Raw genomic sequence first — 13,177 nt, 5'->3', positions numbered from 1 at the left:
GAGGTTACTTCGTGAACTATTTTGCTCGTACGGCATTGCTATTGAGCAATGTACTCTGGCTCAGCGCTTGCCAACCTAATCTGCCTTCAGACACCACTAAAACCAATAGCAGCGCGTCTGAGGTTGCGATAAGCCAAACGGAAAATTTTAACCTGCAATGGCAATTCACCAAAGCCGATGAAAACGGTCTGGCACCTGCCGATACGTGGCAAACCGTGCAGCTTCCACACACTCCAAACCTCGAGCCCGAAGTGGTAAATAATCAGTGGCAAGGCATTGCATGGTATAAGAAAACCTTCGACGCGCCAGCCAACTGGCACAATAAAACCGTATTGGTGCGCTTCGAAGCCGCGATGAACGTGGCTACCGTGTGGTTGAACGACCAACCGCTTGGCGAGCACCTCGGTGGTTACCTGCCTTTCACACTGAACCTCACACCTTACCTGCAGCCTGGTAGTAACACGCTAACCGTGAAACTGGACAACCGGGACAATCCCATTACGGGCCCGAAACCACTGGCATTACTGGATTTTAATACTTATGGCGGCTTGTATCGCGGTGTGAGTGTAATGGTGAAAGACCCGCTGCACATTACCGACGAGATCCTGGCCGATATCCCAGCAGGCGGCGGCATCTTCGTAACCTACCCACAGGTGAGTGAAGACGTATCTACCGTAAACATCAAAACCCACGTATCTAACCAGACTACAACGCCAGCTACCTTTACGCTGGTACAAACACTAGAAAATAATGGGCAAACGCTTTCCCAACAAACCCAATATTCGCTTGAACCCGGTCAGGCAGAACACATTGATCAGCAACTTACCGTTGAACACGCCAGGCTCTGGTCACCCGCTCACCCTAACCTGTATACCCTGACTACCGAGCTGCGCCGCAACAATGAATTGGTTGAACGCCAGCAGCGCAAAATCGGCATTCGCGAATTTGCCTTTAATGAACACCACGAACTGCTGATCAACGGTGAGAAATCCTTCCTGCGCGGCGTTAACCGTCATCAGGAATACCCTTTTGTTGGGTATGCGGTTTCTCCACAAGCCGACTATCGCGATGCAGTAAAAATTAAGTCTGCTGGGTTTGACTATGTGCGCCTGTCTCACTATCCGCACTCACCCGCTTTCATGCAAGCGGCAGATGAACTGGGTTTAGTGCTGCTCAACGCCGTGCTAGGCTGGCAGTTTTATAATGCCGATCCGGCCTTCGAAGCGCATATTATCGACAGCTGCGCTGACCTCATTCGCCGAGACCGCAATCACGCCAGCGTGATCGCCTGGGAATGTTCGTTAAATGAATCGGATATGCCGGACGAGTTCATTGCAACACTGCACAACACGGTTAAAACCGAATACCCTGGTGCGTTTTCTGCCGGTTGGGAAAAGGGTTACGACATCTTCGTGCAGGCCCGCCAACACCGTTTGCAGCACTACAGCACGCCAAACCAGCCATACATTGTGTCTGAATACGGTGACTGGGAATACTATGCGCAGAACGCCGGTTTGAACCAGGATGCCTGGGAAGGCCTGAAGGAAGAAGAGCGTACCAGTCGTCAGTTGCTCAACAGCGGTGAACAACGATTATTACAACAGGCGTTGAACCTGCAGGAAGCACACAACGATAACTTTACTGTGCCCGCCTTTGCAGACGGCTACTGGGTAATGTTTGACTACAACCGCGGCTACGCTGACGACATTGAGTCATCAGGTATCATGAGTCTGTATCGTCAGCCCAAGTACAGTTACTACTTGTTCCAGAGCCAACGCTCGCCCGAAGAAGTTGATACTCGCTACACCAGCGGGCCTATGGTATTCATTGCCAGCGACTGGCAAGCTGATTCCAGCCCAACTGTGCGGGTATTCTCTAACGCCGAACAGGTTAAGCTGTATCTGAACGATACCCTGATTGCACAACAAGCACCGGATACCGATTCACTTAGTTCACACCTGGCGCATCCACCGTTTACTTTTAAGCTGACTGGGTTTGAAGCGGGTACGTTGCGCGCAGAAGCGCTCATCGATAACCAGGTTGTTGCTACTCACAGAGTTACTACGGCGTCAGCCCCCACCCAAATCGCCTTGCGTATTGATGAAAGCGGTATGCCGGTTCAAGCAGGCGTGAAAGACGTGGTATTCGTGTACGCTCAATTGTTAGACGCCAATGGCAACCCGGCTTTCGTCAATAACATCGAACTTTCAGCCAGCAGTACTGGCGACATTACCATATTAAATCAAAGCCCTATTGCGACTGCCCGTGGTGAAGCTGCACTTTTAGTTGAAGCAGGTGAACAGTTAAGCGGCGCAACCATCACCGTTTCTGGCCCGGGACTCGCCGAGGCCACTTTCACGTTTTAACGATTCAGGAGCAATCTAAGGCATGCAAATTCTGGTCACTGGTGGTGCGGGCTATATCGGCACGCACACCTGTGTGGCCCTGCTTAACGCAGGCCACCAGGTCGTCGTTATCGACAATTTTAGCAATAGTCACCCACAGGCACTCAAACGCGTAGAAGCCATTACAGGCCAGTCTATTACCTGCTTCGAAGGCGATGTGGGCGACAAGGCACTGCTGCAAGGCGTGTTCAGCCAATATGACTTCGACGGCGTAATTCACTTCGCAGGCTCCAAAGCGGTAGGTGAATCCGTTGAAAAACCACTGATGTACTACCGCAACAATGTGACTGCCAGTCAAACCTTGATTGAGTGCATGCTGGAAGCCGACGTACAGGCACTGGTATTCAGTTCTTCGGCAACGGTATACGGCGATCCGCATACCGTACCCATTGATGAGTCGTTCCCATTGGCACCAACCAACCCCTATGGACGCAGTAAGTACATGGTTGAACTGGTGATGCAGGATACCTGTGTGGCCTTTGAGCGTTTCAGTGCCATTACTCTGCGTTACTTTAACCCCGTTGGCGCACATCCGAGTGGCCTGATAGGGGAAGATCCCAATGGCATTCCGAACAACCTGATGCCCTTTATCGCTCAGGTAGCCTGTGGCAAGCGAGAGCAGCTGTCGGTGTTTGGTAATGACTACTCAACCAGCGACGGTACCGGTGTGCGTGACTACATTCACGTGTGCGACCTCGCGGAAGGACACGTTGCCGCGCTGGAGCAACTGGCAGCCAGTCCAGGCTCGCATATCATTAACCTGGGCACCGGGCAGGGCGTATCAGTGTTGGAAATGGTAAAGGCCTATGAGGCCGCCAGTGAGCGCGCTGTGCCCTACAAATTTGCCCCGCGTCGCCCAGGTGACGTCGCAAAATGCTATGCTAATGCCAATCGCGCTAAATCGTTACTGGGGTGGCAGGCTACACGGGATTTAACTGATATGGTGGCCTCAAGCTGGCACTGGCAATCAAACAACCCTAATGGCTACAAGGGTGACAAGGAGTAATACAATGTCGCTATCACGTTCACTTCTTCGCTACGCACTGCCGTTTCTGTGTGCAGTGCTGTTATCAGTTGCTCTGAATGCCGATGCGCGTGACGTTGTGGTTGAAAACGGCGAAATGCGCTGGCAGGACACTGGCGAACCTGTCGCCCTGTTTGGTGTGAATTACAGCGCACCGTTTGCCTACGGCTATCGCGCCATCAAGCGCCGTGGTATCGATCACAAAGCCGCTATCGACATGGATGTGGATCACATTGCTCGCCTGAGACTCGATGCCTACCGCATTCACGTGTGGGACAAAGTCATCAGCGATAAGCAAGGTAACTTGCTGAACAATCACAATCTTGAGCTATTTGATTATCTGATGATGCGTTTACAGGAACGCGGCATAAAGGCCATTATTACGCCGATTGCGTGGTGGGGCTCAGGTTATCCTGAGCCCGATCCTGAGGAACCCGGCTTTGCAGTTGGCTTCAGCAAGTCAGACATGAATGAAAAAGAACATTTAATTGCCGCTCAGGAACGCTATCTGAAGCAATTTTTGCAGCACAAAAACCGCTTTACCAATCGGATAATTGGTACCGACCCCGATATCATTGCTTTTGAACTGTTTAACGAACCCAAGCACCCTCAACCTTCTGAGGACGCAAAGGCTTACGTTAACCGGTTAATCAACGCGGTACGTGCCGCGGGTGTAACCAAGCCATTGTTCTACAACATTGCCGAACAGGGCAACAATCAGCAATTTGCACAGGCCTTGTGTAACAGCAATATCGACGGTATTGCTTATCAGTGGTATCCCACAGGTTTACTGAAATACAGCGCGATGAATACCAATATGCTGCCCGCGGTTTCTCGCTATACCGACCCGTTTGCTGGCATTGAAGCCTGTGCACCGAAAGCGCGAATGGTGTACGAATTTGATGCCGCAGACGTGCCGCATACGGTCATGTACCCCGCGATGGCGCGCAGCTTTAAACAGGCAGGCTTTCAGTGGGCCACGCAGTTTGCTTACGATCCTGCGGTGATTGCCGACACCAACTCCGACTACAACACGCACTTTTTAAACCTGCTGTACACACCGGGTAAGGCGATAAGCCTGATGATTGCAGGCGAGGAATTTCGTGCACTGCCGGTTGATTACCAGGCTGCAGACTACCCGGCGAACAACCAGTTTGGCCATACGCAACTCAGCTATGCCGACAACCTTGCCGTTTTCGACGATGGTAAGCAGTTTTATTACACCAACAATACGAATACCAATCCCAAACAAACAGAAACATTGGAACATGTCGCCGGTGTCGGCAGCTCACCGCTGGTCAATTACACCGGCAGTGGTGCCTACTTTCTGGACCGCCTGGACAATGGCGACTGGCGTTTAGAAGTCTTTCCCGATGTGATCAACTTGCAGGATGCGTATCAGTCCCCCAGCCTAAAACGCGAGGTAAGCCGGTTATACGTGCAGCATCGTGATATTCAGATTAACTTGCCAGAACTGGGTAGCCGCTATACAGCGGTGCGTATTGGTGGGGCTGAAACACAGCCCGCCCAACAAACCGTTCAGGCGAAAAACGGTCGTATTTCCGTGCAGCCGGGCATCTATGTGCTATCTGAAAAATCCGGCGTGAAGTCTATCGCCACTATCGATAATCGCTACTATTTACCCGCTATCCAAACTGCAGAGCCAGTGTTAATTCATCAGGCTGTGCGGCAGCATACGTTGGGCGACCCGTTACTATTTCGCGTTAAAGTAGAGGGCGTCAGTAATAGTGCACAGGTTAGTCTGCTACTAAAATATCAGGGTTACAACGACTACATCGCTATGCCCATGTCAACTAACGGACAAGGCATATTTGAAACATCACTGCCCAAAGACAAAGCCTGGCAACATCCGGGTAAGCTGGAATATGTCTTTACGGTAAACGACAGCGGACAAACCACAACGTTTCCGGGCAAAGTAGCAGGCAATCCAAAGGACTGGGACCATGTAACAGCGGGTCAGTATCACACGGTGTTATTACCAAAACACTCACCGATTGTGGTGTTCGATCCGGCGCTTGATCGCAATGCGATCATTACCCCGCAACAAGCCATTGCCTGGCCAGCATCATCAGCCTCAGCTGAGGGCGAAAGTGTGTTGCTGGAGGTATTTGAGCCTCATCCTATGATGGGCGGCTCATTGCTACGCACAGAACTCCCCAAAAACCTGAGTCTGGCAACCCGTAATGTAACAGGCTACAACGCAATCGCATTGAGGGTTAGAGCAACGACACACAAAGACGTGTTATCGCTGGGCGTCATTGCCAATGATGGCCTTGCGTATGGCGCCAGCGTTGCCATTACCAACGAATGGCAAACGTTGGTTATTCCGTTGAATGAATTAAAGCCGGTTGAAACAGTAATGCCGCGGGCTTACCCCATGTTTATGCCTGTCACTTTACCCGTTAATAATAGAGTAAGTGCGTTGGATTTAACTCAGTTCACGGGATTACAGCTTCAGTTACCAGCATCCCGCGCAAATCATCACGAACATCGACGGGGTATTGAACTCGGTGAAATAGCCCTTGTGGCATTGAGCGAGTAGAAAATGTGAAGGGGGTTTTTACCCCCTTCACAATCTGCACAATCTAATCAATCCCCCAAAAATCCATCTTTCCGGATTCCATATCACTGTAAAGCCACCCCACGTGCTTTAATAAGTGTAAAAAGACTTTACTCACGTGATTAAGCACTAACAAAAACTGTCCATATTTCATACAGATCAAATTTTATACTGCTCGCATTCCACAGTTATCCACTGATTTAATTAGATAATTTATTTTGGTTCATTTTTTGCTCAGGAAGTGAATGGACCAAAAGGTGTTCGAGTCCAATACGTCGTGTTCGTGAAATGGCAATGCGTATTTAATTACACGACTCAAAGACAAAAAGTGATATTTAAAAGGAAAGTTAAATGAAAAAATTTACGCAATCAAAGCTGCTTAACACGATTGCCGCCCTGACTTTACTGGCAGTTTCTGGCGCTGCCAACGCAGCCATTATCGTATTAGATTTTGAAGGTATTGGAAACCAGGCTGCCATTAACGACTTTTATAATGGCGGTACCGATAGCATGGGTAACTCGGGCACGAATTACGGTATTGCTTTTGGTAGTAATTCATTGGGTATTACTGACGCAGACGCAGGCGGTACCGGTAACATAGCCAATGAACCTTCCGGTGATGCCGTTATGTTTTTCTTAACGGGTACAGCAATACTCAACTACAACGCAGGTTTTACGGATGGATTTTCATTTTTCTATTCTTCAGCAACAACAGCGTCTGTATTTGTTTATGACGGATTGAATGCGACAGGTAATCTGCTGGCAACCCTCAATCTTAATGCTCAGTTTTCTGACAATTGTTCAGGGGACCCGAATGGTGGTTTCTGTAACTGGACTGCTGTAGGTGCTGGTTTCGCGGGTACCGCTTATTCGATTGACTTTGGCGGTACGGTAAACCAAATTGCCTACGATGATATTACTTTTGGTTCTGCAACCGCAGGTGGAGATAATACCGGCACAGTTCCAGCACCAGCAGGTCTGGCTTTGATAGGTCTTGGCCTGGCATTAATTGGCAAGAAACGTAGAGTTGCGATAAACGCATAATACTGTGTATGTTAAGGTGGCCAGATATCGATAATGGCAATTACTTAACCCAGAAGCCCGGCTTAGTGTCCGGGCTTTTTTATTCCCGGATGTCCAATATAAATACATGTATAGGAGTATAATATGCGTTCAACACAAGCAATTTCCTCCATTTTGCGTACAAAGAAAGTGAGTGCTATTTATACGCTTTAAACACAGCGTGATGCATATTTTCAGGATGTCCACGCTGTCCATAAGCGAAGTTGGCTATAAGCTCTACTCTACTAAACCCCGCATCCTCAATCATTGCTCTTAGGGCAGACAAGCTAAAACTCCACCAGGTAACATCGTTGTGCCCGCCATGGTACTGTATGTACTTTCTGCTGCCCATTACATCCAGGCCAGGATCATAAACATCCGAAATAATGGCGTACTCGGAACAGACTTTCGCAATGTTTTGCAGTGCTTTAACAGGATTATTCAAATGAATCAGAAAATCCCCGGAATGCACTACATCGAACATACCGAATGTCTCTGGTGACAGGTCGTACACATTACATATCACCCTCTTCACACTGGAATGGTAGGCCGCTTTGGCAATCGCAAAACCACGCCCAAATTTAATGCTGAGCTCTTCTTCAGTTGCCTTTGCCATTCTGGATGGTAAATAGTCGCAATCTGCGGGTCCTTCAACATCCAGTGCTAACACCTCACGAGCGCCACGCCTTTCAAATTCAAACGCCCAGAAACCGTCGAACGTTGCTACATCCAACACCCGCTTACCGTCAAGGCGTTCAGGCAGGCAGTAACGCGCTAATATAGGATTTTGATCGAATTGCCCGGGCGTACTTAGCCCGTCTTTAAAATGCAGTGTGTGATACCAGTAAGTACTGTTTATGTGCTCTTCAAGGGATCCCTGGTTCATTAACACAGGCTTAGAAGACGACTTTCCAGCATCAGCAGCGTGTTTATCAACCATTTGTTTACGGCGCTTGCGCTGAATCGAGGCAGTGAGTTTTTTCCAAAGCGCGCCATCATAGGAAAAGCTGAAACCGGCACCGTATTTGTCGGCAGTAACACCCAGCGTAATGCCTAAAAAGCTGACTTTCCTGAATGGCATAGCAATCGCAACTCCGGCGAACAGTGATGAGGAAAATAGTAAAGCCATCGACATATCTTTACAACCAATTGTATAGGCTCTTAAACGACAGAAGAGACCTGAATAGTTTCTACTGCCCTTTACAGCCTATGTACCCAATCAAAAACCGCTATTTGAGGCTTTCAGCAAAGAATGCCGCTAGCTCATCAAAAGGAATCTTGTCTAATTGACCGTATAAAAGGAACATTAAAACGACAAAGCCAAACACACTGCCGTTGCGAATAACCTACAAACGGAATGTCTCTGGATGAATTAAGCCGGTGGTACGAAGGATGCAGATCCCACTAAAACAGTATTCAAATGTCGCCGTGCACTTCGGTAATCGGCAAAGAAAATATCAGGGGTATGTTCAAGTCCGGCCTTTGAACGCATCGCATTTACCTGATGGCGAGCTATGGGTGAGCGCATAACGTAGGCTTCTGCTCTGCAGCCGCGATTAGCACAAGCCAGGAAGGATTCGGTTAATATTGCCAGCGCATCCGTAGTGGCAGCTTCGAAACTGTTGGAAATACTCATGTATGCCCAGGGCTGGCTCTCGAGTACGGAAACAAAATCAATAACGTCTCGCTTAAAATACTTCGCTAAGCGCACGCCACAAGGACCTTCAAACTGAGACACAAGGATATTACCAATAATACGCAGCTTCACACTGCCGTATTTGTCGGAGTGAAATGAATCGTACAATTTCACTGCTGACGCTGTAGTCACTCACGTCTCCATGGATTGGGTAAAAAATTGCACATTGCGCCTATAAGCACATCGCCACCACCTTTGGTTATAGCGTTTCTTGTTCAACTATTCAACCGATTCTGCTCTTTCTAATCACAATGTATAACTATTGCACACAGTCAGAATAACCGGCGAGATATGCGAGACATCACGCGTTTGAATTGGTGCGACTGGCACCAACACAGAAAGTGCAATGCCGGATAAACACAGTAATGCTGATAATGTCTTATACATTGTTTCCTCCTCATTCCACAAAATGAGGCATGCCAAAGAAGAGGTGAATAGCGGGTAAAAAAAGCCCCTGCAAGAGGGGCTGATGTAATATTTGTTTAGCGGTTTACCACCAAATGATGTAAAACGCGGCCACTACAATGGTGAGCGCCAGTGACGCCAGGTTGAAACCAGAAGTGGTTTTAAAGTCGATGTCTTTTAGTTCAACCGCATTGGCATGGTCACCTTTGCTTTCAATCAGGCTTACAATCACTGCCAGGCCAACACACAGCAGGAATACAATGCCAACGCGGTCCATAAACGGCAGTTCAGGCAGTAACAGTTTGAAGCTCAGGCTGAATACCGCTGAGCCAATTGCCGCTACCAGACCGCCATTCGCGGTAGTTTTCTTCCAGAACATACCCAGCGCAAACAGAGCCACAATACCCGGTGTGAAGAAGCCGGTGAATTCCTGAATATACTGGAATGCCTGATCGAACTGTCCCAATAACGGTTTCGCTGCCACCATGGCGATTAACAATGCGACCAGACTCACGATTCGGCCTATTTTTACGTAGTGCTGCTGTGATTTACCTGGGTTGCGATCTTTATAAATGTCCATGGTAAAGATTGTTGATACGCTGTTTGTCATTGACGCCAGTGACGACACAATCGCCGCGACCAGCGCAGCAAAGATAATGCCCTTAAGGCCAACAGGCATCAGGGTCATCAACGATGGGTAGGCCTGGTCCGCTTTTTCCAAATCAGGCACCAGTAATACGGCGGCGATACCGGGCAGCACTACAATTAAAGGCATCAGTACTTTCAGGAAGGCTGCAAACACGATCCCTTTTTGTGCTTCGTGCACACTTTTCGCGGCCAGTGTGCGCTGAATAATGTACTGGTTGAAACCCCAGTAAGACAGGTTCATGATCCACAGACCACCAATGAGTACCGACAATCCTGGCAGGTCCATATAATGCGGGTTGTCCTCGCTGAGGATCATGTCGAATTTACCAGGAAGCTGTTCGGTTACAATATTGAAACCAGCCATCACGCCCTGTCCGTCGCCAATCAGATTTAATGCGGTATAAGACAGGAATAAACCGCCTGCCACCAACAGCACAACCTGAATAATATCGGTCATCGCAACGGCTTTAAGACCACCGTACAGCGAATATGCTAACGAGAAAAGCCCCAGGAAAATCATGCCGTACATCAAATCAATCCCGGCCATGGTATTAATAGCCAGAGCACCTAACCACAATACCGCAGTCAGGTTTACAAATACGTAAACACCCAGCCAGAATACCGCCATTACCATGCGAACCCGGTGGTCGTAGCGCTGCTCAAGGAACTGTGGCATGGTGTAAATTTTGTGTTTAAGGAAAATAGGCAGGAAGTACTTACCTACAATGATTAAGGTAATAGCGGCCATCCACTCATAAGAAGCAATCGCCAGACCCACCATGTAACCTGAACCCGACATACCAATAATCTGCTCAGCAGAAATGTTAGCCGCTATCAGTGATGCACCGATGGCCCACCAAGGTAAACTCGAACCTGCGAGGAAGTAATCATTGGTGTCTTTTTCATGTCCTTTCTCTTCACGTGATACCCACCAGGCAATCCCAATCAGGCCAACCACGTAAACGACAAAGAGCGCTATATCCAGCGTTGCTATGTTCATACTATTTTCCATACACTTTTTGTTGTTTTAATACTACATTTCGGGCAGCTAAGAGGCGTTTTTAAACAAAAGCCCCTTGCTCAGCCGTACAAATGTAAATCGTTTGTTTCAATTGTGTGTGGGCATGATACTTTGCTTCCACCAGTTTAGTCACCTTTTCGGTGAGATTTTTTGGTAATAAAGCAACAACACAACCGCCAAAGCCGCCGCCGGTCATACGCACACCGCCCTGGCTGCCAATTGCTTCACCGACAATCTCTACCAGATAATCAATTGGCGGTACCGTAATTTCAAAGTCGTCACGCATTGATACATGAGACTGCCCCATCAGGGCACTTACGGTTGCTATGTCGTTTTGCTTTAACGCTGCAAACATGGCAACCGTGCGTTCGTTCTCGGTAATAATGTGGCGGGCACGGCGAAACTCTTCATCACTCATATTCCCCTGATGCTCAGCCAGTAAGGCCAAGTCCGCTTCGCGTAAACTCGCCACACCCATTGCTTTTGCTGCACCTTCACACTGCTGGCGACGCAGGTTGTATTCACTGTCTACCAGCCCACGTTTTACGTTTGAATTGATGATCATAATGGCAAAATCATCTGGCAGACTTATATATTGACGAGACAGGTCCCTACAATCCAGTAACATGGCCTGATCTTTTTTGCCCATAGCAGAAATAAGCTGGTCCATAATACCGCAGGAACACCCAACAAAGTTGTTCTCTGCACGCTGACCAATCAGTGCCGCATTCACACCATCCAGATCTAGTTGATACAGCGCGTTAAACGCACTCGCAATGGCCACTTCAAAAGAAGCGGAAGAACTTAGCCCCGCTCCTTGCGGAACGTTACCGGTAATGACCAGGTTGGCGCCCTGTAATTGTGGATATACCAGCAACAATTCTTTGCAAACGCCGCGTACATAGTTTGACCATCCCGGGTAATCTACATGCTCAATGTCGTCCAATGAAAACTCACATTTTGCGTAATCGTAGTCAACCGCAACAACACTCACTTTGCGATCGTCCCGGGCAGAACCCAGGATTCTGGTGCCGAAGTTAATTGCCGCGGGAAAAACAAATCCCTGGTTGTAATCCGTGTGCTCGCCAATCAGGTTTACCCTGCCTGGAGCATGTACATCTGCGGTTGGATTGTGTTGATAGAATTCTTCAAATACCGCCAATAATGCGTTGTCTTTCGCCATCTTATTTATTCTCTTTGTAATGCACACTGGATAATGCGCGCAGGCGTTCAGCAGCCTGCTCTGGCGTAATATCACGTTGCGCTTCAGCCATCATTTCGTATCCCACCATAAATTTGCGTACGCTTGCTGAGCGCAGCAACGGTGGAAAGAAATGGGCGTGCAATCCCCAATCCGGGCGGAGTTCGCCACTGAAAGGCTGGCTATGCCATCCCATCGAATAAGGAAATGAAGTGTTGAACAAGTTGTCGTACTTTGTGGTGATCACGCCAACAATGTTGGCCAGCGATACCGCTTGCTCTGTTGTAATGTCAGCCAATGAGGACACAGCAAAGCGCGGCAGCAACAGGGTTTCAAATGGCCAGGCGGCCCAGTAAGGCACTACCACAACCCAGTCGTCATTGCTGCAGACTACCCGCTCTTCCTGCGCGAGTTCACGCTTAGCATAATCCAGTAACAAACTACTTCCATGCGTATTGAAGTAGTCAGCAAAGCGCTCAGATTTTTTGGCGGCGAGTGTAGGCATGTGTTTTTGTGCCCATACCTGACCATGAGGATGCGGATTTGAACACCCCATCATAGCCCCTTTATTTTCAAATACCTGTACCCAGGTGTAAGCGTTGCTTAACTCTGCTGTTTGTTCCATCCAGGTGGCAACCACAGCTTCGCGTTGAGCAGGGGTTAATTCTGGCAGCGTTTTACTGTGATCCGGCGAAAAGCAAATTACCCGGCTACAACCCTGCTCAGCCTGAAAGCGAAACAGTGGGTCACTTGACTCGGCATCTGGTGTATCTTCCTGCAGCGCAGCAAAATCGTTGGTGAACACAAAAGTTTGCTTGTATGCCGGATTCATCTCACCGTTAATACGCTTGTTGCCAGCGCACAAGTAGCAGGTTTCGTCATAGGCCGGACGGGGCGTGTTGTCGGGTTCGTCACTTTGGCCCTGCCATGGGCGCTTTGCCCGATGCGGCGAAACCAGCACCCATTCGCCAATCAATGGATTGTAACGACGATGAGGATGATCAGAAGGATTGAACGCAGTAGTCATTCCAAAGCCCTTTAAGCAATTCATACACCAAATATCGCTGCAAAATACGAACTTTGTTCAACAATGTGGTGTGTAATGATGATTAGGTTAAACGTTTTACCTATTGT

Annotated in this window: 10 protein-coding genes; 4 read left to right on the top strand and 6 right to left on the bottom strand. The window is 48.6% G+C overall.

Annotated features, from left to right (window positions below; genetic code table 11):
• Window positions 1-11 precede the first annotated feature (11 nt).
• The 4 genes from FJ444_RS12890 to FJ444_RS12875 all read left to right on the top strand — a co-directional run bounded on the left by FJ444_RS12890 (window position 12) and on the right by FJ444_RS12875 (window position 7,054).
• On the top strand, window positions 12-2,366 hold the full coding sequence (locus FJ444_RS12890; protein ID WP_255439161.1) for a glycoside hydrolase family 2 TIM barrel-domain containing protein: 2,355 nt from the start codon (window positions 12-14) through the stop codon (window positions 2,364-2,366).
• A gap of 22 nt (window positions 2,367-2,388) precedes the next feature.
• Window positions 2,389-3,411 carry a UDP-glucose 4-epimerase GalE gene (galE, locus tag FJ444_RS12885; RefSeq protein WP_140958724.1) on the top strand — a complete coding sequence of 341 codons (1,023 nt, stop codon included), beginning with the start codon at window positions 2,389-2,391 and terminating at the stop codon, window positions 3,409-3,411.
• 4 nt (window positions 3,412-3,415) lie between these two features.
• A complete protein-coding gene (locus tag FJ444_RS12880) occupies window positions 3,416-5,992 on the top strand; it encodes a cellulase family glycosylhydrolase (protein WP_140958723.1) in 2,577 nt (858 codons plus the stop codon).
• Window positions 5,993-6,361: 369 nt separating this feature from the next.
• A complete protein-coding gene (locus tag FJ444_RS12875; RefSeq protein ID WP_140958722.1) occupies window positions 6,362-7,054 on the top strand; it encodes a PEP-CTERM sorting domain-containing protein in 693 nt (230 codons plus the stop codon).
• 175 nt (window positions 7,055-7,229) lie between these two features.
• Here FJ444_RS12875 and FJ444_RS12870 read toward each other — a convergent pair whose 3' ends face one another.
• The 6 genes from FJ444_RS12870 to FJ444_RS12850 all read right to left on the bottom strand — a co-directional run bounded on the left by FJ444_RS12870 (window position 7,230) and on the right by FJ444_RS12850 (window position 13,070).
• The gene (locus FJ444_RS12870; RefSeq protein WP_181405155.1) at window positions 7,230-8,201 is read right to left on the bottom strand and encodes a bifunctional 2-polyprenyl-6-hydroxyphenol methylase/3-demethylubiquinol 3-O-methyltransferase UbiG; all 972 of its coding nucleotides are present in this window, start codon (window positions 8,199-8,201) and stop codon (window positions 7,230-7,232) included.
• Window positions 8,202-8,444: 243 nt separating this feature from the next.
• Window positions 8,445-8,900: a hypothetical protein gene (locus tag FJ444_RS12865; RefSeq protein ID WP_140958720.1), complete on the bottom strand. Its 456-nt coding sequence runs from the start codon at window positions 8,898-8,900 to the stop codon at window positions 8,445-8,447.
• Window positions 8,901-9,014: 114 nt separating this feature from the next.
• Window positions 9,015-9,155: a hypothetical protein gene (locus tag FJ444_RS21400; RefSeq protein WP_181405154.1), complete on the bottom strand. Its 141-nt coding sequence runs from the start codon at window positions 9,153-9,155 to the stop codon at window positions 9,015-9,017.
• Window positions 9,156-9,258: 103 nt separating this feature from the next.
• Entirely contained in the window at window positions 9,259-10,821 is a 1,563-nt protein-coding gene (locus FJ444_RS12860; RefSeq protein WP_140958719.1) for a sodium/sugar symporter, read from the bottom strand.
• Between the two features lie 61 nt (window positions 10,822-10,882).
• On the bottom strand, window positions 10,883-12,025 hold the full coding sequence (gene galK, locus FJ444_RS12855; RefSeq protein WP_140958718.1) for a galactokinase: 1,143 nt from the start codon (window positions 12,023-12,025) through the stop codon (window positions 10,883-10,885).
• 1 nt (window position 12,026) lies between these two features.
• Window positions 12,027-13,070, bottom strand: coding sequence for a UDP-glucose--hexose-1-phosphate uridylyltransferase (locus tag FJ444_RS12850; RefSeq protein ID WP_140958717.1), 1,044 nt, complete (start codon window positions 13,068-13,070; stop codon window positions 12,027-12,029).
• Window positions 13,071-13,177: the final 107 nt, after the last annotated feature.

Source organism: Aestuariibacter sp. GS-14 (assembly GCF_006494365.1).
GTDB lineage: Bacteria > Pseudomonadota > Gammaproteobacteria > Enterobacterales > Alteromonadaceae > Alteromonas > Alteromonas mangrovi.
This window is presented reverse-complemented; position numbering and strand designations above follow the sequence as displayed.